Annotated in this window: 16 protein-coding genes, 1 tRNA gene and 2 rRNA genes; 1 reads left to right on the top strand and 18 read right to left on the bottom strand. The window is 59.7% G+C overall.

Annotation, left to right across the window (positions count from 1 at the left end; genetic code table 11):
* The 11 genes from KSY82_RS08975 to recJ all read right to left on the bottom strand — a co-directional run.
* Positions 1 to 1007, bottom strand: a 23S ribosomal RNA gene (locus KSY82_RS08975); the annotation flags it as partial.
* A 402-nt stretch (positions 1008 to 1409) separates the two neighbouring features.
* Positions 1410 to 2915 (bottom strand): 16S ribosomal RNA (locus KSY82_RS08970).
* Between the two features lie 537 nt (positions 2916 to 3452).
* A complete protein-coding gene (rplT, locus tag KSY82_RS08965) occupies positions 3453 to 3812 on the bottom strand; it encodes a 50S ribosomal protein L20 (protein WP_006234421.1) in 360 nt (119 codons plus the stop codon).
* Between the two features lie 46 nt (positions 3813 to 3858).
* Positions 3859 to 4050: a 50S ribosomal protein L35 gene (rpmI, locus tag KSY82_RS08960; protein ID WP_006234422.1), complete on the bottom strand. Its 192-nt coding sequence runs from the start codon at positions 4048 to 4050 to the stop codon at positions 3859 to 3861.
* 32 nt (positions 4051 to 4082) lie between these two features.
* Positions 4083 to 4652 carry a translation initiation factor IF-3 gene (gene infC / locus KSY82_RS08955; RefSeq protein ID WP_006234423.1) on the bottom strand — a complete coding sequence of 190 codons (570 nt, stop codon included), beginning with the start codon at positions 4650 to 4652 and terminating at the stop codon, positions 4083 to 4085.
* A gap of 432 nt (positions 4653 to 5084) precedes the next feature.
* Positions 5085 to 5171, bottom strand: a tRNA-Leu gene (locus KSY82_RS08950).
* Between the two features lie 39 nt (positions 5172 to 5210).
* Positions 5211 to 6644 carry a transglutaminase-like domain-containing protein gene (locus KSY82_RS08945; protein WP_217751004.1) on the bottom strand — a complete coding sequence of 478 codons (1434 nt, stop codon included), beginning with the start codon at positions 6642 to 6644 and terminating at the stop codon, positions 5211 to 5213.
* 351 nt (positions 6645 to 6995) lie between these two features.
* On the bottom strand, positions 6996 to 7862 hold the full coding sequence (gene fba / locus KSY82_RS08940; RefSeq protein ID WP_217107712.1) for a class II fructose-1,6-bisphosphate aldolase: 867 nt from the start codon (positions 7860 to 7862) through the stop codon (positions 6996 to 6998).
* 194 nt (positions 7863 to 8056) lie between these two features.
* Positions 8057 to 8740, bottom strand: coding sequence for an MBL fold metallo-hydrolase (locus KSY82_RS08935; RefSeq protein ID WP_334203716.1), 684 nt, complete (start codon positions 8738 to 8740; stop codon positions 8057 to 8059).
* 88 nt (positions 8741 to 8828) lie between these two features.
* Positions 8829 to 11189 (bottom strand): RelA/SpoT family protein, encoded by a 2361-nt coding sequence (locus KSY82_RS08930; protein WP_217751006.1) that lies wholly within the window; start codon positions 11187 to 11189, stop codon positions 8829 to 8831.
* A gap of 15 nt (positions 11190 to 11204) precedes the next feature.
* Positions 11205 to 14492, bottom strand: a complete 3288-nt coding sequence (recJ, locus tag KSY82_RS08925) for a single-stranded-DNA-specific exonuclease RecJ (protein ID WP_217751007.1) — start codon at positions 14490 to 14492, stop codon at positions 11205 to 11207.
* Positions 14493 to 14766: 274 nt separating this feature from the next.
* Here recJ and KSY82_RS08920 point away from each other — a divergent pair, with 274 nt between their 5' ends.
* Positions 14767 to 15765, top strand: coding sequence for a bile acid:sodium symporter family protein (locus tag KSY82_RS08920; RefSeq protein ID WP_217751008.1), 999 nt, complete (start codon positions 14767 to 14769; stop codon positions 15763 to 15765).
* Positions 15766 to 15795: 30 nt separating this feature from the next.
* On the opposite strand, the gene KSY82_RS08915 is transcribed toward KSY82_RS08920, so the two are convergent.
* From KSY82_RS08915 to KSY82_RS08885, 7 genes are all read right to left on the bottom strand, one after another.
* A complete protein-coding gene (locus KSY82_RS08915) occupies positions 15796 to 16593 on the bottom strand; it encodes a DUF4931 domain-containing protein (protein WP_217751009.1) in 798 nt (265 codons plus the stop codon).
* A 3-nt stretch (positions 16594 to 16596) separates the two neighbouring features.
* Complete coding sequence (locus tag KSY82_RS08910; protein WP_117746270.1) at positions 16597 to 17274, bottom strand: copper homeostasis protein CutC; 678 nt, start codon at positions 17272 to 17274, stop codon at positions 16597 to 16599.
* Between the two features lie 175 nt (positions 17275 to 17449).
* Complete coding sequence (locus KSY82_RS08905) at positions 17450 to 18163, bottom strand: ABC transporter ATP-binding protein (protein ID WP_006234438.1); 714 nt, start codon at positions 18161 to 18163, stop codon at positions 17450 to 17452.
* On the bottom strand, positions 18164 to 19024 hold the full coding sequence (locus KSY82_RS08900) for an ABC transporter ATP-binding protein (RefSeq protein ID WP_217751010.1): 861 nt from the start codon (positions 19022 to 19024) through the stop codon (positions 18164 to 18166).
* On the bottom strand, positions 19014 to 20093 hold the full coding sequence (locus KSY82_RS08895) for a branched-chain amino acid ABC transporter permease (protein WP_006234440.1): 1080 nt from the start codon (positions 20091 to 20093) through the stop codon (positions 19014 to 19016). Before KSY82_RS08895 ends, KSY82_RS08900 begins: the two co-directional genes overlap by 11 nt.
* A gap of 9 nt (positions 20094 to 20102) precedes the next feature.
* The gene (locus KSY82_RS08890) at positions 20103 to 20984 is read right to left on the bottom strand and encodes a branched-chain amino acid ABC transporter permease (RefSeq protein WP_117582912.1); all 882 of its coding nucleotides are present in this window, start codon (positions 20982 to 20984) and stop codon (positions 20103 to 20105) included.
* Between the two features lie 139 nt (positions 20985 to 21123).
* Positions 21124 to 21578 (bottom strand): ABC transporter substrate-binding protein (locus KSY82_RS08885; RefSeq protein WP_217751011.1); only part of this gene is annotated, 455 nt, incomplete at its 5' end.

The raw sequence follows: 21578 nt of genomic DNA, 5'->3' as shown, positions 1-21578 counted from the left end.
CCGGCATTCGGAGTTCGGTTGGATTCGGTAGGCGGCGAAGCCCCCTCGTCCATCCGGTGCTCTACCTCCGGCGGTGAACGCGCGACGCTAGCCCTAAAGCTATTTCGGGGAGAACGAGATATCTCCGGGTTTGATTGGCCTTTCACCCCTATCCGCAGGTCATCGCCGCCGTTTTCAACCGACGTGCGTTCGGCCCTCCACGGGGTCTTACCCCCGCTTCAGCCTGCCCACGGATAGCTCACCCGGCTTCGCGTCCGCGGCGCGGGACTCAAGTCGCCCTGTTAAGGCTCGCTTTCGCTCCGGCTCCCTTTCGGTTAACCTCGCCCCGCGCCAGCGACTCGCTGGCTCATTCTACAAAAGGCACGCCGTCACAACTGAAAGTTGCTCCGACTGCTCGTGGGCGCACGGTTTCAGGTACTGTTTCACTCCCCTCCCGGGGTGCTTTTCACCTTTCCCTCACGGTACTGGTGCGCTATCGGTCACAGGGTAGTACTCAGGCTTGGATGGTGGTCCACCCAGGTTCGGACCGGGTTTCACGTGCCCGGCCCTACTCAGGGACCGCGTCGCGCCGTCCGGTCTGGGTTCGCGTACGGGGCTGTCACCCGCTGCGGCCGGCCCTCCCATGCCGTTCCGCTCCCCAGCCGGACCTGCGCCCGGGGGCGGCAGCCCCCGGATGCGCGGCCCTGCAACCCCGTCGGCGGAACCCCTGCCGGGTATGCCCGCTCGACGGTTTGGCCATCGGTCCCCTTTCGCTCGCCGCTACTCGGGGAGTCTCGAGATTGATTTCCTCTCCTCCGGGTACTTAGATGTTTCAGTTCCCCGGGTTGTCCTCCCCCCGCCTATGTGTTCAGCGGGGGGATATGCACACTGCTGTGCATGGGTTCGCCCATTCGGAGACCCCCGGGTCGAAGGATGTGTGCTCCTCGCCGGGGATTATCGCAGCTTGCCGCGTCCTTCATCGGCTCCCTGTGCCAAGGCATCCGCCGTGCGCCCGTGGTATCTTGCGGGACCGCATCGGGCCCGCGGGATATCCACGTGTCGCTAATTAAGTTAATTAATCGATATCATGAATAGCGCTCGTATGTCGCAATTCGGGTATCTCATACCGCGGCACAGTCCGTTTCACTGTGCTCGCGATCAGATGCTCCTCACTCATATATAAGTGAATTCTTCTTGTTTGGATCGGATGAATGATTGCTATCATTCTGTCTTTAATCGCAGAAAAGAATCGAGTCTGGAAGAGGATACTCTTCCATCTCTCTCCTATCGCTATGCGGCTCTCAAGGTACGCGGGTGCGACCCCGGGGACCGGGTGCTGCGGGGACTTATCCTGGCCAGACATCCACCGGACGGGCTCCTGCCCTCATTTCGAGTTAAAGTGTTTTCTCTCTAAGAATGTGTCTCCCTAGAAAGGAGGTGATCCAGCCGCACCTTCCGGTACGGCTACCTTGTTACGACTTCACCCCCCTCACCCTCCACACCTTCGGCGCCTCCCCCCTCTCGGTTGGGCCGGCGACTTCGGGTGCAGACGACTCGGGTGGTGTGACGGGCGGTGTGTACAAGGCCCGGGAACGCATTCACCGCGGCATGCTGATCCGCGATTACTAGCAACTCCGACTTCATGGGGGCGGGTTGCAGCCCCCAATCCGAACTGGGGCCGGCTTTCCGGGATCCGCTCCCCCTCGCGGGGTGGCATCCCTCTGTACCGGCCATTGTAGCACGTGTGCAGCCCAGGGCATAAGGGGCATGATGACTTGACGTCGTCCCCGCCCTCCTCCGCCTTGACGGCGGCGGTCCCGCGTGGGTTCCCGGCATCACCCGATGGCAACACGCGGCGGGGGTTGCGCTCGTTGCGGGACTTAACCCAACATCTCACGACACGAGCTGACGACAGCCATGCACCACCTGTATGGGCTCCTCTCGGCCACGGGGTCTCCCCCGCTTCACCCATATGTCAAGCCCTGGTAAGGTTCTTCGCGTTGCTTCGAATTAAGCCACATGCTCCGCTGCTTGTGCGGGCCCCCGTCAATTCCTTTGAGTTTTAGCCTTGCGGCCGTACTCCCCAGGCGGGACGCTTAATGCGTTGGCTGCGGCACGGGGGGATCGTCCCCCCACACCTAGCGTCCATCGTTTACGGCTGGGACTACCAGGGTATCTAATCCTGTTCGCTCCCCCAGCTTTCGCGCCTCAGCGTCGGTCTCGGCCCAGAGGGCCGCCTTCGCCACCGGTGTTCCACCCGATATCTGCGCATTCCACCGCTACACCGGGTGTTCCACCCTCCCCTACCGGACCCAAGCCGCGGAGGTTCCGGGGGCTTCGGGGGGTTGAGCCCCCCGCTTCGACCCCCGGCCTGCCGGGCCGCCTACGCGCGCTTTACGCCCAATGAATCCGGATAACGCTCGCCCCCTACGTATTACCGCGGCTGCTGGCACGTAGTTAGCCGGGGCTTCTTCTGCAGGTACAGTCTTGACTCTTCCCTGCTGAAAGCGGTTTACGACCCGAAGGCCTCCGTCCCGCACGCGGCGTCGCTGCGTCAGGGTTCCCCCCATTGCGCAAGATTCCCCACTGCTGCCTCCCGTAGGAGTCTGGGCCGTGTCTCAGTCCCAATCTGGCCGGTCGGTCTCTCAACCCGGCTACCCGTTGTCGGCACGGTGGGCCGTCACCCCGCCGTCTACCTGATGGGCCGCGGAGCCATCCCCTCCCGTCGGGGCTTTAGCCGGGGTGCCATGCGGCACCCCGGGGTATCCGGTATTACCCGTCCTTTCGGGCGGCTATCCCGGGGGAGGGGGCAGGTTCTCCACGTGTTACTCAGCCGTTCGCCACTCGCTTCTACCCGAAGATAGGTGCCGTTCGACTTGCATGTGTTAGGCGCGCCGCCAGCGTTCATCCTGAGCCAGGATCGAACTCTCCGTCCAAAATAAATGGGCTTCGAGCCCGTCCGGTCCTCTCAGTCCATCGCTGATCGGTTCCGTTCGATTCATATGGTTCTATTTGATAGGAAAAGGAATTTCTCGGGGCCGCCTCTCGGCGGCCTTGCGAAAAACAAATCCAAGTTAGACCATTTCAAATGGTTCGATGTCTGCCCGGATGCGACACTCGATGTGTCCATCCTCGCAGTATCCGGTTCTCAAGGTGCACGCCCCGCGGCTGGTCCGGTCCGACCGGGCCGCGCGGCAAGGAGATATATTGCCAGACCGGAGGGGCGCCGTGGGCGGGAATTCCACTCTTCACAAGTCCTACACAATACATCGCTTCCTATATATGTCATAGAAAGGCTGGTGCAGAAATACTGCACGTATCAGATGATGACCCTTCGGTTAAGAGATATATAAAGATCGGTCACCTGTAAGTGTTTATCTACCCGCGCTTTTAGCAATGTAAACCGCGCTTCAGATAAAAAGAGGGAGCGCCGCGCACAACGCGACACTCCCCTAGCGATTCAAGAGAATCTATTAGGCCTCGAGAGCCTTCTTGGCGATGGTAGCCAGCTCGTTGAAGGACTCGATGTCCTCGTAAGCCATCTGAGCCAGGACCTTGCGGTCGAGCTCGATGCCGGCAACCTTCAGGCCGTGCATGAACTGAGAGTAAGAGATGTCGTTCAGACGAGCAGCAGCGTTGATACGAGTGATCCAGAGAGAACGGATCTCGCGCTTCTTATTGCGGCGATCACGATACTGATACTGCAGAGAGTGCTGGACCTGCTCTTTAGCATGCTTGTAAGTACGCGAAGCGGCACCGTAGTAACCCTTCGCACGGTGCATAACGGTACGGCGCTTCTTCTTGGCGGCAACAGCGCGCTTAATACGTGCCATGTTCTATCAACTCCTAGACTGTAAAACGAAAAACGGGAACGCGAACTTAGGCGAGACGCGACTTGATGACCTTGCGGTCGGCAGCGGCGATCTCGGTCTCCTGACGGAAGCCACGCTTACGCTTGGTGGACTTCTTGCTCAGGATGTGGCTCTTGAAAGCCTTGGCGCGCATAAGCTTGCCGGTGCCAGTCTTGCGGAAACGCTTCTTGGTGCCGCTGTGGGACTTCATCTTAGGCATGAAATACTCCTTAATCGGTTACAGAACACTAGTTACTTGGTATCGCTTGCCGCTTTATCCTCATCGAAGGCGCCCTTAATCGGGGCGAGCAGCATAAGCATGTTACGGCCTTCCATCTTAGGCTTAGACTCGACCGTAGCGTAAGGCTTGAGATCCTCGGCGAGACGCTCGAGAACGTTAAGGCCCTGCTCCGGGTGAGCCATCTCACGGCCGCGGAACATGATGGTGATCTTAACGCGTGCGCCCTTCTTGAGGAAACGCAGAACGTGGCCCTTCTTGGTCTCGTAGTCGCCAACGTCGATCTTGGGTCGGAACTTCATTTCCTTGACCTCGACCTTGGACTGGTTCTTACGAGCAGCCTTGGCCTTCATGGCCTGCTGGTACTTGAACTTACCGTAGTCCATGACCTTGCAGACCGGCGGCTCCGCGTTGGGAGCGATCTCGACCAGGTCGAGACCCTGATCGTCGGCGACACGCTGGGCATCGCGGATGGCGAACAGGCCGAGCTGAGAGCCATCGACGCCAATCAAACGGCACGAAGATGCAGTAATCTCGTCGTTGATGCGGGTGTCATCAGACTTAGCTATTTTCCCTACCTCCATTCATAAAAAAATAACCCGGCGCTTCTCAGCAACCAGGTCGTACACATAGAGTTCCTCGATTTGAGGAAGGGAATCTAAGTTGTATGACCAGTCAGCTGCTCATTGGCGCCAAAAGGTGGGAACCCTCGGGTTCCTCTTTAGGGCATTGCGGGAACAACGCCTTGCAAATAATAACACGTACAGCGCGTTATCACATTACGTACACGAAAAAGGGGGCCGCAACCCCCTTGAAGCGCAGGTGCATGTATGGTGCCCGAGGCGAGACTCGAAGGGCCTTCGCTTCGCGAAGCCCCGGGCTTCGGGCGCGCGGCGCCCTCGCCACGCTCCGCTACAAACAGGCCACAGGCCTGTTTGCTTAACGCTTCGCGCGCTCACGCGAGTTCGGCACGAAAAAGGGGGCCGCAACCCCCCTCGAACGCTCACTTGCATGTATGGTGCCCGAGGCGAGACTCGAACTCGCACGTTGTTGCCAACGGTGGATTTTGAGTCCACTGCGTCTGCCAATTCCGCCACTCGGGCACGTAATGCGTGAGTTAGTTTATCACAGCTTTCTACCGATTAGTCCGAAAATGGAACTTCGAGCATTTCGATGAGTTCGACCGTGCGTAGCATCTCGCGCTGACGGCATCCGCGACCGTCGACCGAAGCCTCACCCATCTGGTTATCGTAAGGGTCCTCGCGCATGCCGTCGAAAGAGGGCTCAAACTCTGCCTGGAATCGATTGTTGGCCACCATACGCCATGGGTCGAGATTGCCAAAGTAGTGATGGCGGCGCCACTCCTCCCCCATCCTGCGAGCAGAAGATCCAAATGACACGTCGGCGTTGAGCCAACCGGTCTGCGGCGTATAGAACTCTGCCCAGTCGTGCGACCCCACCGAATCGGGCGCAACGTAGAGGCCGCTCTGCCAACGGGCAGGCACGCCCGCGATACGGCACATGGTGATAAACGTGAGCGCCATAACGCCGCAATCGCCGCGGAGCGAATGCGCGCAGTCATCGGCAATAGATCCCAAAAGCAAGTACGGCGGCTGATAGCGATAGTCGATATACTGCGTCAGGTAATCATAGATAGCACGGGCGCGATCGAGCGGATCCTCGAGTCCGCCAACAACGCTGGCCGTCAGCTGCTGCAGATACGGCGTAAATGCAATGTGCGGACGGTCCTCGGAAATATCCTCGGGCAGAGGCGCGTCCATACGCGGATGAACCGGAAGTGTGCCACCGTAGACATCACAATAAGCAGCATCGATGTGATAACGATAAGTCACCGAGAATGAGCGCTCACTCGAAGAAGACCACGAGGCGGTACGCGCCGAAGCGTTCGCGGGAGCAACAGCACCCTCCGGCGTCATGTCGAGAATCTCGACCTGAGACTGTTGGCGGCAGGTGGCGGCTACGGGAAGCCAAGCGCGAACGGTCTCCCCCTCTAGAGCGCCGGGGACAGACAAGGACGCCTTAAGCGTAATAACGCGAGTCAATCCGTTTTGTGACTCCATCTCCTTGAGCATCTCGTTGCGCAGTGCAATTCCGTCCGTAGGATCGGGACGCATGCCGGGGACCTCTTTGGGATATACGCGAAGCGAATCGAGGAAGTTGTCGAGAACGAACAGCTCGCCATCGATAAAGCGCCAGTCAATACGCTTACGGTCAATCAGATCGTCAAACTGCTCCTCGGTAAACTCAGGCCACTCCTCGCGAATCATCGCAATAGCCCGATCGCGCGACACCGAAAAATGAAGCGGCGTCTCAAGCATGCGATACCGCTCGGCACGAACGCAGGCAGCAAGCGAGGGATCGGGATTCTGCCCCAAAAGACGATCACAAGCCGCAACAGCCTGCGTCAAATATCCGGCAACCTTGAGACGAAGAATCTCGGGCGGCAGTCCAATATCGAGATGACGGAAATCATCACAGCAAACATCAACAGAGCAACCAACAGGACCCTCGTCAATGACCTTCCCATCCGAAGGCAGCACATTAATAACAGCCATACCAAACTCCAAGTCATTAGAACTCTTGAAGCCCATTGTAGCGAGATAAAAAAGAAAGCCCCAATAAAGGAACCCTCAACACCGATAAACGGTACCTCTAAAAATGAATTCAGCCCAGTAACCCTGTAGCGAGTTAACAAAGGAGGCCCCGTTTCCCCGGAGCTGATTCCGTCGCGCGACTTCTGGCGAAGCCAGTAGCCACCTTAATTCAGACTCGTAACCCTGCGGCGTTAAACGAAGGAAGCCCCGTCTCCCGGAACTGTTTCCTTGGCGCGACTTCTGGCGAAGCCAGGTGAGCGCAAAGGAAACAGTGTAGGGAGACGGGGCTTCCGGTGGGAAGTTTAGCGACGCTTACGCCTTGTTGACGGAGCCAAACTCCTCCATGAGCTCCTTGGTGCGGGCAACGATGTTCTCGCGACCAGGCTTGAGGAGCTTGCGGGGGTCAAAGCCCTTGCCCTGCTGATCCTTGCCAGCCTCGATATACTCGCGAACGCCCTTGGCGAAGACGAGCTGCAGATCGGTGTTGACGTTGATCTTGGAGATACCCAGGGAGATGGCCTTCTTGATCTGATCCTCGGGGATGCCGGTGCCACCGTGCAGGACGAGGGGCAGGTCGCCGGTCTGAGCCTTAATCTCGCCCAGGCGCTCGAAGGAAAGGCCAGCCCAGTCGGCAGGGTACACGCCGTGGATGTTGCCGATACCGCAGGCGAGGAAGTCGACGCCCAGGTCAGCAATCTGCTTGCACTCAGCAGGATCAGCGAGCTCGCCGCTGGAGGTCACGCCGTCCTCGGTGCCGCCGATGCCGCCGACCTCGGCCTCGATGGACATGCCCTTGGAGTGGGCAAGCTCAACGAGCTCCTTGGTGCGGTCGAGGTTAAGCTGGAAGGTCTCCTCGTGAGAGCCGTCATACATGATGGACGTGAAGCCGGCCTCGATGCACTTGAAGCAGTCCTCGTAAGAACCGTGATCGAGGTGAAGGGCGACGGGAACGGTAACGCCCGTGGCCTCGACGGCAGCCTTGACCATGTCGGCGCAGACCTTGAAACCGCCCATCCACTTAGCGGCACCAGCGGTGCACTGAAGGATCAGCGGAGACTTGGCCTCCTCGGCGGCCTGGAGAATAGCCAGGGTCCACTCGAGGTTGTTGGTGTTGAAGGCACCGAGACCGTACTTGCCGGCCTCGGCCTTCTTGAGCATGTCTGCTGCGTTGACGAGCATAAAAGAAACCTCCTGTAAGGTTGCTCCGATAACGCCTGAGATTTTACCACGACATACCCGAGCATAAACGTTCGTTTGTTCACGAATACCATCCGATTGGACAAATTTTGACCGTTTGCCCCACAGAATCGACCCACTGGGGAAAATAGCTTGACGATTGAGCGGTCTTCGTGGTTCGGACGACGGCTTCGAGCCTACATCTGCATAAACGGGTTCTGCATAAGTTCGCGCGCCATCGTGGTCGAATCGCCATGGCCCGTCAAGCAAACGGTATCGGGCGGAAGCATCTTGGCAAGTTTGGAGAGCGAGCGCATAATCGCCGCCTCGTCACCGCCGGAAAGATCGGTACGACCGTGGCTGCCCGGGAAAAGCGTGTCGCCCACAAAGGCGATGTTCCCCCGCTCGGTCGCGGCGAACAGGACGATGCCGCCCGGCGTATGCCCCGGCGTCTCGATCACCTGCAGGCAGACGTCGCCCACCTCGATTGTATCGCCCTCGGCAAGCAAACGCGTCGGCTCACCCGGATCGGGTGTCTCGATACCCCACATGGCGCGCTGCTCCTCGATATTTGCGCGAGGTACCGTCACGTCCTTAGCGCACAACTCATATAGCGCGCTGTCGCCAACGACAGCTCGAACCCCGGCAACCCCGCCAACATGGTCGGCATGACCGTGCGTGCAGACAGAGCCGAGTACGCGCACCTCAGGATGCGCGGTGCGGATATGCTCCACAAGACACTCGCCCTCCCACGCCGGATCGACGATTAAGCACTCGTCATTCGAAATCACGGCGTAACTGTTGGTCTGAATGGGGCCGTTGACGAGCGCCTCAATCGAAGCCGCACCTCGGGGTGTCAGGTCCAAAGTCATATCGCCCATGCGCATACCCTCCTTCTAAAATACGTTCGAGGCACCAAACGATGCCTCGAACGTAACCAATATCTATGATGCTGAGAGGCTCTCGCACCTACACACGGCGCTTGAGCTGAGCTCCGCCTTCGCCGGGCATAAGACGGCGAGCGTCGTAGACCGAATCGACACTGCTGATGGAAGCCAGCAGCGGATCCAGACCACTCGCGTCCGAGATCTCGACCATAAAGCGCAGGGTTGCAATACCCTCGCGGTTGGTCGACGTGGCGGCAGAAAGGATATTGCCGCCCGCATCGCCAATGGCAATGGTGACATCCTTGAGCAGGCCCATACGGTCCAAGCACTCGACCACGATCTCGACCTGGAAGAGGGTGTCGGCAGCGCCGTCCCACTCCACATCGATCATGCGCTCGGGATGTTCCATAAGACCCTTGACGTTGGGGCAGTTGGCGCGATGTACCGAAACGCCACGACCGCGCGTGATGAAGCCGACGATGTCGTCGCCCGTCACGGGGTTGCAGCAATGAGCCAGACGGACCAGCAGGCCGCTGTTGCTCTCGCCCTTGACGATAATGCCGTTACTTGCGCTCTTGCCGCGCTTTTGCGGCTTGCGGTTGGAGCCGCGAGCAGGCTGTTTCACGACCTCGGCGATAGCCTCGGCCTTGGTGAGCTGTTCCTCGGGCTTGGGGTCCAAGATTTGCTCGACCTTATTGCCCACAGCGCGCGGGGCAACCTTGCCGGCGCCGACGGCGGCAAACAGGTCCTCGAGCTGCTTGAAGTTAAACTGCTCCGCTACGGCGTTGAGCGCACGCGTCGAACGCGGCGTAGAAATGCCATAGCCACGCTTCCGCAGGTCCTTGGCCAGCATATCGCGGCCGGCAGCAGCGTCGTCATCCTTGGTCGCAGCGGCAAAATAGCGGCGGATCTTTGACTTGGCGGAAGGCGTCTTAACGATCTTGAGCCAATCACGCGACGGCTTGGAACTCTTGTTAGTCAGGATCTCGACACGGTCACCCATCTTAATCTCGTGCGTGAGCGGAGCCACCGCACCGTTGATTTTGGCGCCGACGCAATGGTTTCCCACCTCGGTGTGAACGGCATAGGCAAAGTCGAGCGGCGTGGAGCCGGCACGAAGCGCCATGACCTCGCCCTTGGGCGTAAAGACGAAGATCTCCTGATCGAAGAGGTCGACCTTCAGCGAATGCAGGTATTCCTTGGCGTCGGTGATCTCATCAGACGCAGCCCAATCGAGCGAATGCTTGAGCCAGTTGATCTGGTCGTCCAAACGTTGAGCGTCATTGGTCTTGGAAGCAGACGATCCGCCCGACTTCTTGTATAGCCAGTGGGCGGCAATGCCGTACTCGGCCTGCTCATGCATCTCGTAGGTTCGAATCTGAATCTCGAGCGGACGGGCCGTGGGGCCGATGACCGTCGTGTGGAGCGACTGGTAGTTATTGACCTTGGGCATGGCGATATAGTCTTTAAAGCGACCGGGCATGGGGTGCCACAGCGTATGCACCGCGCCGAGCGTGGAGTAGCAATCGCGCACCGAATGCGTGATGACACGCAGTGCCACCAGGTCGTAGATCTCGGAGAATTCCTTGCCCTTGCGCTTCATCTTTTGGTAGATGGACCAATAGTGCTTGGAACGGCCGTTAATCTGGAAGTCCTCCAGGCCAATGCGGTTGAGTTCGTCGGTGAGTGTCTTGATGGTCTCGGCCAGATAGCGCTCACGGACCTCGCGCGACTCCGCCACCATGCGCGCGATGCGCTGGTAGGCGTCGGGTTCAAGGTAGAAGAAGGACAGGTCCTCGAGCTCCCATTTAATGGAGCTCATGCCCAGACGGTCGGCCAGGGGCGCATACACGTCCATGGTCTCGCGAGCCTTAAACAGGCGACGATCCTCGCGCAGGGCTGCCAGCGTTCGCATGTTGTGCAGACGGTCGGCAAGTTTAACGATGATGACGCGGATGTCCTTGGACATGGCGAGGAACATCTTGCGCAGCGTGAGGGCCTGCTTCTCGTCCATGCTGTCGACTTCGATGTTGGTGAGCTTGGTCACGCCATCGACGAGCTCGGCCACCGTATCGCCAAACAGGCCGGAAACATCGGCAAGCGAGGTCTCTGTATCCTCAACGGTATCGTGCAGCAGCGCGGCGCACACCACATCGCAGCCCATCTTGAGATCGGCCAAAATGATGGCAACCTCGACGGGATGGTTAATGTACATCTCGCCCGAGCGGCGCTTTTGGTTGCAGTGCTTCTCGGCGGCAAAGCAGTAGGCCTGCTCCACCTTGGAGAAGTCGTCCTCATTCATATATTTGAGGCACAGGCGCTCCAGCTTGTCGTAGCTGTCCGCCACAATCTCGGGCGGCAGCTCATCGGCATGCTTATAGTGCTCCATCTCCGAAAACGGCTGGAGGGTGGAATCATGGGCGGTACGGGCTGCGGCATCCATCGAGGTCCCCTTCCCCTAGGCCCGCGGTACGATCGGGCGGTTAACTTTGGCTAGCATATCAGAAGCGCACGAATCGAGCGCCCAGCTCCGGAAAGCCGAAAACTCCATGCGCGAGCGCAAGCCCTCCAAATAGCGAATTGACCTACTCAATTGCACGCGGCCGGGGTTTTCGGCCATCGCGATGCGACGGGTGTCGTCAAACCCCGAAACTCGACAAAAACCAAGCTCTTCGAAGATTCCCAAGCCGCTTTCCACCGAGCGCTCGTCGACCGGCGTGCGAGCATCGATGGCAAGGCACATCTGCGCGATGTCGATATCGCTCGCGCTAAAGAAATCGTCCCCGGTCTTGCCGCGGTTGGAGCGCCACATGGTCTGCAGCGCGCGATAGAGCGTGACGAGCTCGTCGCGCTCGGGCGCATAGCAGTCGAGTAGGCGCTCGTTAATACGGGCGTCACGCGACGAATAGAGTAGATGGATCACGGCGGGTTGGCCATCGCGACCGGCGCGGCCGCTCATCTGGTTAAACTCAATGCCGCCAAACGGCATGTGATAGAGCACGACATGGCGAATATCGGGAAGGTTGACGCCCTCGCCAAAGGCGGATGTCGAGACGATGCAGCTGAGGCTGCCGTCTCGAAACGCCTCCTCTACGCGATGGCGGTCGGTGCGCGTAAGGCCAGCGTTATAGAACGCGATACGGGTCGCACAGTCGGGAACGCGTTTGCGTAGTGTCTTGGCGAGCGCCACGGACTGGTCGCGCGAATTGACGTAAATGACGGTCTTCTCCCCCGTCGCCACGATCGACACCAAACGGTTCTCGCGACTTGCAAGATCACGGTCGTCCTCGAGCTGCAGGTTCTCGCGCACCGTCTCGTCAACCACCGTGCGAGTGATCGGCAACATGCGGGCAAGCTCGGCCACGACCGGAGCCGTCGCGGTGGCCGTCGCGGCCATAACGACCGGGTCGCCCAGGGCTTTGAGGATATCGGGCATGTCGAGATAGGCGCTGCGGTCGCCGCCCTTGGCAAGGCCAGCGTGGTGCGCCTCATCGATAACGACAAAACCGATGCGCCCCGAACGCGCAAAGCGGTCGCGGTGAATGGACAGGAACTCGGGCGTCGTGAGCACGATGCCGGTACGGCCCGAAGCCAAGCCGGCAAACACGTCATCGCGCGCCGCCTCCACGGTCTCGCCGGTCAGCACGCCAACGCCAATGCCAAGCGATGCCATCGTCGACGAGAGGTGATAGGCCTGGTCGGCAACAAGCGCACGCAGCGGATAGACAAAGATGCTCGCACGTCCGCGAAGCACCGCCTCACGCGCGGCATGTACATGGAAGATGAGCGACTTGCCGCGCCCCGTTCCCATAACGGCCAGAACACTTTGGTGATCGGCCAGGGCATCGAGCGCCTCGACCTGCGCGCGGTGCGGCTGGTTCGAGCCGATAAAGCTATGAATAAGCGAGCGCGTGAGCTCGGTATAGGAAAGCTGGGCGAGCGTCTCGCGCTTGCGCGACTCCAGGCGCAGGCCGGAATCCGCCGGCTGCACGCCACGACGAAGCTCGCATGCCGGATCGTCGACGCCGGGCAGCGTGGTATCGCGGACCAGAACATCCTTGATCATGAGCTTGGGCTTCACACGCCCCTGCCAATGCTCGGCAACGGCCTCGAACACCAAGTCGACAGCGCTATCGCAGTTGATGAGCTTATCGATTTGCGGCACGCGGAACATAATGGCCGGCACACTCGCGGCGCCATCGGTCGCCACAAAGCGCATGTGCTCGCCGGTTTTGCCCACCACGGCGCGATCGCACATCGTCACGCCCTCGGCGGCCAGCAGCGGCACCTTGTTGCCCTGGCCAAACGGCTCAAGACGGGAAATCTGCTCTATAGTCTCGATATTCAGCTCGGAAAGGTCGACCGTGGCGGCAACCTCGTCGATGTCTTCAAAGTCCTCGGCGGGAATCTCCGATAGCACGGCGGAAAGGCGACGACGGAATTCATCGAGCTTGGATGCCTCGATGGTCACTCCCACCGCACCGGCATGTCCGCCGCGACGAATCAGCAGGTCGGAACAGCGCTCGACGGCGTCAAACAGGTTAACTTTGCCCACCGAGCGACCAGAGCCGCGCGCGATACCGTCCTCGATCGAGAACAGCAGCACCGGCACGTGGTAGCGGTTGGTCAGACGGCTTGCCACGATGCCCTTGACGCCCTCGTGCCAGCCTTCGCCGCCCACGACGATCGCGCGTCCGCCGTCATAGGCCTCCTCGACCTTTGCCATGGCATCGCGCGTGAGCTCCGCCTCGATCTCACGGCGCTGGCGGTTGATTTCCTCGAGCTCAGCCGCCAGTGCGCTTGCTTCGATGGGATCGCGGGCAAGCAGCAGGTCGAGCGCCAGCTTGGGATCAGCCATGCGGCCGGCAGCATTCAGACGAGGGATGAGCGAAAACGACAGGCCGTCGGCCGTAATGGTAGAAAGGTCCGCCTTGGCGAGCGCGGCAAGCGCGATATAGCCGGGGCGAGCGGTTACGCGCATCTGCTGAATGCCCTCGGCAACCAGCGCGCGGTTCTCGGGCGTGAGCGGCATCATGTCGGACACGGTGCCCAGCGCCGCGACCTCGATTAGCGAACGCCAATACGACGGCTTGCCCAGGCGCTCACCCAGGACTTGCACCAGCTTGAGCGCCACACCAGCACCGGCAAGCTCACGCGAGGGGCCCTCGTCCTCGAGCTTGGGGTCAGTCAGGGGCACACCCTGCGGCACCTGGTCGGAGGGCTCGTGATGGTCCGTGACCACCAAATCGATCCCCAGGCTCTCCAGATAGGAAACCTCTTCCTTGGCGGCAATGCCGTTATCGACGGTCACGATCAGCTGGGGGCGAGCGAGCTCGTTAACGCGGTCGAGCGCCGCGCGCGAAAGACCGTAGCCCTCATCAAAGCGATGCGGAATAAACGGCGTAACATCGGCGCCAAACGTGCGCAGCGCCTCGGTCAACAGGCAGGTCGACGTAATACCGTCAACGTCAAAATCGCCAAAGACTGCAATGTGCTCGTGGTTGCGAATAGCACGCTCGACGCGGTCGGCGACGACCGACATGCCCGGGATAATGAGTGGGTCGGCCCAGTCGCGATCGAGCGAAGGCGTCAAAAACAATTGGCCCTCTTTGATGGAGCCAATGTCGTGCGCGACCATAATGCGCGCCACCAGCCCGGGAATGCCCAGACCAGCCGAAAGCTCCTTTTCGAGCTCGGGGTTTTGCTGAGCGACCGCCCAGCGATGCGTCGTCTTAAGCGATGACATAGGCACCCACCCCCGATAGGGGCAGGTCGCCGCGATACCTCTCACGGTTCATAGCGATGAGTCCTCTGTGTATGCCCGCTTCGGCAGGCAGATCTGTTGAACGGATTTATTATACCGTGCAGCGCGGACGCAAAACGCCGCGGTGCGCCGCGGTTTCGGCAAACGATGGCGGTAATGGTCTCGAAATAATCGAGCGTTTCAGCCGCACGGACGCATACGAGCGTCTAGCATATCCATACAAACGAGTTCGCGGATAAAGGGAGTCACGGGACATATGAAGCAATGGGCTGGACTGGGAAAGTTCCTCGCGGGGCATATGCAGATCATCGTTCCGATTTGCGTGGCGCTCGGCGTGCTCTTTCCCCAGCAGATCGGCGTGCTCAAGCCCATTGTTCCCGCCCTCTTCGCCTTTATGACGTTTCAGGGCGCGCTCAGCAACACTTTTCACCAGGTAGCCGAGGTGTTCCACCGTCCGCTGCACCTGATTCTGGCGCTGCTGGTCTCGGCAGTGCTTATTCCCATCGCGGCGTATGCCATAGGGTCACTCTTCTTTGGCTCCAACCCCAACCTTGTCTGCGGCATCGTGCTCGAGTACAGCGTGCCCGTGGCCGTCACCGCTTTTATGTGGATCAGCATGTTCGGCGGCAACGGCCCGCTCGCGCTCACCATCATCCTGACGTCCTCGGTTATCTCCCCTGTGACGATTCCGCTCACGCTTAAGCTCTTGCTGGGTGCCACCGTCTCGATCGATGTGCCGAGCATGATGCAAGACATGGCCTTTATGATCGCCATCCCCGCCGTGCTCGGCATCGTGATCAACGAGCTCACGCGTGGATGGGGACACGAGAAGCTCTCCCCCGTGCTCTCGCCCGCCTGCAAATTCATGATGATGGGCGTTATCGCCTCCAACTCCACCGCCATGAGCGAGTACGTGCTGCACATGAACGCGGTGCGCCTGGAAGTCGCCCTCTTTATTTTGGTCTTCGCCATCAGTGGCTTTGTCGTCGGTTTTCTGGTCGCCCATGCGCTGCATCTGCCATATAGCGAGACGACCACCATGTGCTTTACCTGCGGCATGCGTAACATCTCTTCGGGCGCCGTCATCGCCACGCAGTACTTTCCGGGCGAAGTCGTGTTTCCCGTCATGTGCGGAACGCTGTTTCAGCAGGTACTCGCCTCGCTTATCGGGCATCTCTTTGAGCGTCTGACCGGCGAGGAGCGCGCCGCCCAGCGCAAGCGCGTCGAAGCCGGCCGCGACGCCATGGCACGCTAGACTGTCCGCATTACGCGGGTGTTAGTCTTGCTATACGAGCGTTTCCAGATGCGCACGCAGGCGCTCAGCATCGATATCGAGCGTTGTCTCAGCATTGACCTGGGCCAAACGATAGCCGACAAAGTAGGGCGAAACCACCCAACGCGGCAGCGCCTTGGCAATGGTCCGACCGCCCAGGTGATAGAAGAACAGGTTATACGACTCTGCGCGACCACCGTGGTGCTCGTTCAGGATATAGCGCAGAGCTACCTGGATTGCATCGGCGAAGAGATCCGCCTCGGCTTGATCTCTCGTGTCATCGCTGGCGGCGATTCCCTGCGGGGCTGAAACGTTGATCTCAAAGAACCCCATGATGGGTTCGGTTGAGATGTTGGCCGAGATCCTCCCCTGTTGCCAGACATTGATGCCTTCGAAATTGGCGGAAGCCAGCGAAGCATAGCCGTCTTCCTGCTCCAAACCCACAATCTGCATGTGCGGATGAACGAGGCTACCGCCCGAGAGCGGACCCTTGTTCTTGTACATGAGCACGCTTCGATACTGCTGTGAATCGATCATCTGCTGCCAGCAACCCAGGGCAAACCGCATCACATGGTGGAGTTCATCCGGCTCATAGGTCACCAGGTCGGCATCGTGATCGGCCGACTCGATCAGCACGGTTTGACGGGTGGCGCGCAGGGTCTTGAACTTATTCTCGAGCCAAATGCAATCGCCATCACGGCGAATGATGTCGGTGAGCCCTTCTGTATCGCAAAAGGGGCACGCGGTGCCGGGACGACGGTTGTCGTCGGGCTTACCGTTCGCCTGCTGAACGTCAAATACCAGCGTCACGGGTTATACCTCCAGCGGCACAATCTTGGTGCCATGGAGCTCGGAGACGCCCAGTGCCGCCGCCACGGTATCGCGGTTGACCGTGGAAATGCCGCCGCCGGGAAGGATGGTCAAGCGGTCGCCCGCATACTCGATCAAGCGGGCCAGGTTTTCGAAGTTGTCCTCGATCGGCGTACCGGCAGCGCCACCATGCGTCAGGATGCGTGTGATGCCGCAGTCGGCGAGTATGTCAATCGCGTCGAGCTGAGCCTCGGGCGAGAGCTGATCAAACGCCATGTGGAAGGTGATGTCGATGGGCTCACGCTTGCATTCCTCGGTCGCGCAGCCCGCGGCCATCACGAGAGCGCCCAACGTAAGCTCGTCGAGCGCCCATCCGCCAGCGCAGGGCTTGCAGCTGCCAAAGACCAAGCCGTCAACGCCGGCGCTTACGGCAAGGCCCAGGTCCATCTCCATCATGCGCAGCTCGTCTTGGTTGTAATGAAAGTCACCGCCACGCGGGCGAATCATGCACATCACCCGCGCATCGTGCTCGTGTGCATAGTTGGTCGTAGCGCTGATAACGCCGGCCGAAGGCGTGGTGCCACCAACGGCAAGGTTGTCGCACAGTTCAATACGCCTTGCACCGGCATCGATAGCCGCCGGCACCCGCTCAAAGTTCTCGGCACAAAACTCGTACAGCATAGATAGACCCCCAAAGACAGCAGATGTTTTCCGACGGGCATTGTCACACATCCCCATGAAGTTGCGGTGGAATAGGGACTCATTTGGCCTCTGGAGCCCGTATTCAGTCCCTATTTCACCGCAACTTAAAAGGGGGCGCTGACCGGGTTGGTCAGCGCCCCCTTTGTTGAATGGATTAACCGCCCAGATAGGCCTTGCGGACGTTGTCGTCGTGCAGGAGCTCTTGGCCCGTGCCGGTCATGGTGATCTTGCCGGTCTCGAGCACGTAACCGCGTGTGGCAATGGAAAGCGCCATCTGCGCGTTTTGCTCGACCAGAAGCACCGTGGTGCCGGCCTTGTGCAGGTCCTCGACAATCTGGAAGATCTGTTCGATCAGAATCGGCGCCAGACCCATGGAAGGTTCGTCGAGCATAAGCAGTTTGGGGTTACTCATAAGGGCGCGCCCCATAACGAGCATCTGCTGCTCGCCGCCTGAAAGGGTACCGGCGACCTGGCGACGACGTTCCTTCAGGCGCGGGAACTGCTCGTAGACGCGCTCCAGGCCCGGAGCCACCGTGGACTTGGGCTGCGTATAGGCACCCATCTCCAGGTTCTCCTCAACCGTCATCTGCAAAAAGGCGCGACGACCCTCGGGAACTTGAGCCAGGCCCTTACCAACCAGCTTATCAGCGGGCGTATGGGTAATGTCCTCGCCCATAAACTTGATGGAGCCGGTCTTGGAGCGCAGCAGGCCCGAGACGGTCTTGAGCGTCGTGGACTTACCGGCGCCGTTGGCACCGATCAAGGCCACGATCTCACCCTCGTTGACGTTAAAGGAGATGTCCTTGATGGCGTGGATGGCGCCGTACCAGACGTTGATGTTGTAGACGGAAAGCATCGGCTCTGCCATTTAGTTCTCCCCCTTATCCTGCTTACCCAGATACGCCTCGATAACGGCATCGTTATTCTGGATTTCCTCAGCCGTGCCCTTGGCGATAACCTTACCAAAGTTAAGCACGCAGATGCCCTCGCAGATGTTCATGACGAGCGACATATCATGCTCGATAAGCATGATGGCAATGCCAAAGGTGTCGCGGATCTTGACGATGTTCGCCATGAGCTCTGCGGTCTCGGACGGGTTCATGCCGGCGGCAGGCTCGTCGAGCAGCAGCAGCTTGGGGTTGGTGGCAAGCGCGCGGACGATTTCCAGACGACGCTGAGCGCCGTAAGGAAGCGAGCCGGCCTGTTCATTTGCCAGGTGCTCCATGTCAAAAATGGACAGCAGCTCCATGGCGCGCTCGTGGGCGGCCTTCTCGTGCTTCCAATACGTCGGCAGGCGCAGCACGCCCTCAAAACCGGAGTAGCGCTCCTGGTTGTGCAGGCCGACCTTAACGTTGTCCTCCACCGTCATGGTGTTGAACAGGCGGATGTTCTGGAACGTACGGGCAATACCCATGCGGTTGACCTGGTAGACCGACTTGCCCGAAGTGTCCTCACCGTCGAGCAGGATGGTGCCGTGCGTAGGCTGGTACACCTTGGTGAGCAGGTTGAAGACCGTGGTCTTGCCGGCACCGTTGGGGCCGATGAGACCGGCGATCTCGGTCTTGCCGATGGTTAGGCTAAAGTCGTCTACCGCCTTAAGGCCGCCGAATTCAATGCCCAGGTGGATGCACTCGAGCGCCGGGCGCTGGCCCAAGTCGCGGTCGGGAACGATGGCGCCAGAAGGATACGGGACCATCTTGCCCTTGTTGAACTCAATCTTACTGGGCATCGGCTGCCACCTCCTTCTTGGAAGCAAAGCGGTCCTTAATGCGTGCGAAGAACGCCTTGAGCTGTGGGTTGTTAGTAAAGACCATGACCAGAATCAACACGATGGCGTAGATGAGCATGCGGTAGTCCGAGAACTGACGGAGCAGCTCGGGGAGCACCGTGAGCAGCGCCGCGGCGATAACGGAGCCGCGCATGTTGCCCAGGCCGCCCAGGACCACGAACACCAAAATGAGGATGGACGTATTGAAGTCGAACTTAGTGGCGGAAAGCTGCGAGAAGTTACCGCCGAACAGGGCTCCGGCAGCACCGGCGAGGGCAGCGGAAACCACGAAGGCAATCATGCGGTACTGGGTGACGGAGATGCCCACAGACTCGGCAGCGATCTTGTTGTCGCGCACGGCAATAATGGCACGACCGGTACGGCTGCGAACCAGGTTGAGCACAATCACGAGCGCGACCATAACCAGGATTGCGCCGGCAAGGAAGGTCGAATAGGTCGACACGCCCGATGCGCCCTGCGCGCCCTTGATGATGGCGGTGCCGTCCTCGAGCAGGTGCAGGTCGTCGATCGTAGAGTTACCCGTGATGTTAAAGATCACATGCAGGCCGCGGGAATCGACGCCCACAATGAGGCAGGTGACGACCTCTTTGATGATCTCGCCAAAAGCCAGGGTCACAATGGCCAGATAGTCGCCGCTCAGGCGCAGGACCGGGATACCGATCAAGAAGCCCAAGATGGCAGCGGCGATAGCGCCGACCACAATGCTGATGATCAGACGCATCGGATCGGACGGAACGGTGCTCTCCAGCGCGACGGCAGTGACGATGCCCGTATAGGCACCGACGCTCATAAAGCCCGCGTGGCCCAGCGACAAGTCGCCCGCGATGCCGACGACGAGGTTAAGGGAGATGGCCATGACGATATAGGCCGTGATGGGAACCAGCTGACCGGCGATCATGCGCGGGATCATGTGGTTGGACTGCATAAAGAACACGATGGCGAACGCCACAACGCACATGGCGTACGTGACAAAGTCGTGACGCGTCTGCTTGTCTTTAAGAAACTTCATAACGCTCACCTACACCTTCTCGGGGACGTACTTGCCCAAGAGGCCGGCAGGCTTGACGAGCAGGACGATGATCAAAACACCAAAGACGATGGAGTTGGCAAGGCTCGTGGAAATGTAAGCCTGCGCCATCGCCTCGATGATGCCGATGAGAATACCACCGACAAAGGCACCGGGGATGGAACCGATGCCGCCGAAAACGGCAGCGTCGAAGGCCTTGATGCCAGGCATGGCGCCCGTGGTGGGCTGCAACACCGGCGAGTAGGAGCACAGGAGCACACCGGCGATGGCGGCAAGGGCGGAGCCGATGGCAAACGTCATCGAGATGGTACGGTTGACGTTGATGCCCATGAGCTGAGCGGCGGCTTTGTCCTCGGACACGGCGCGCATGGCTTTGCCCATCTTGGTCTTACCTGTAAAGAACATCAGGCCGGCCATGATAACCAGGCAGGCGACGATGGTGACGAGCGAGACGGCGCTTACATTGAACTTGGCCAAGAACTCCGGCACCTGGAAGGTGACGAGCGAAGTGAAGTTCTTGGGCGTGGCGCCCCACAGAAGCTGCGCGGCGTTCTGCAGGAAGTAAGACACGCCGATGGCCGTGATCAGAACGGCCAGCGGGCCCGCCTGACGCAGCGGCTTGTATGCCAGACCCTCGATGAGAACACCGAGAACGGTACAGACCACACAAGAGAGAATTACAGATGCCCAGCCCGGGAGGCCGAGATACGACGTGGCGCAGAACGAGACATAGGCACCGACCATGATAACGTCGCCGTGAGCGAAGTTCAGCATCTTGGCGATGCCATAGACCATGGTGTAGCCCAACGCGATGATGGCGTAGACACTGCCCATGGACAGGCCGTTGACCAGGTATTGGATAAAGACCGTCATGTTCCACATCCCCCTTTCGAATAGGTTTCCAGTTAATGTATGAAACAGGGACGTTACACTGTCCCTAGATACCAAGCAAGCAGGGAAGGCCAAAACCTCCCCTGCTTGGGATCAAAACCGCTCTATGTAAGGCGGCTTATTAGGCCTGTACGTACTTGCCGTCGGTGATGACGTACGCCGTGGGCTCCTTCTGGACCTGGCCCTTATCGTTCCAGGTGAGCTTGCCGGTCAGACCGTCAACGGTAATCTTGAGCATAGCCTTAGGCAGCTTCTCGGCGACCTCGGTCGGGTCGGCGTCGACACCAAGACCGGCCTCCTCGAGGGCCTCGGCCACCGCGTGCACGCCGTCGTAAGCGTCGGCGGCAAACTGGTCCGGAGTCTCGCCATACTTATCCTTGTAAGCGTTGACGAAGTCGGCGTTCTTCTCGTCGTCGGCGGAGAACGGGGTCATGAGCAGCAGACCCTCGGCAAGAGAGGTGTCGAAGCCCTCAACGCCCAGGATGCCGTCCATGCCGTCGCAGCCCATCATCTTGACGTCGTAGCCCATGTCCTTGGCGTTCTTGAGCAGGACGGACGCCGGCGTGTAGTAGATCG

It is taken from the genome of Collinsella aerofaciens, assembly GCF_019131995.1.
Lineage (GTDB): Bacteria > Actinomycetota > Coriobacteriia > Coriobacteriales > Coriobacteriaceae > Collinsella > Collinsella aerofaciens_S.
The sequence above is the reverse complement of the archived record's forward strand: the minus strand, read 5'-3'. Positions and strand labels throughout refer to the sequence as shown.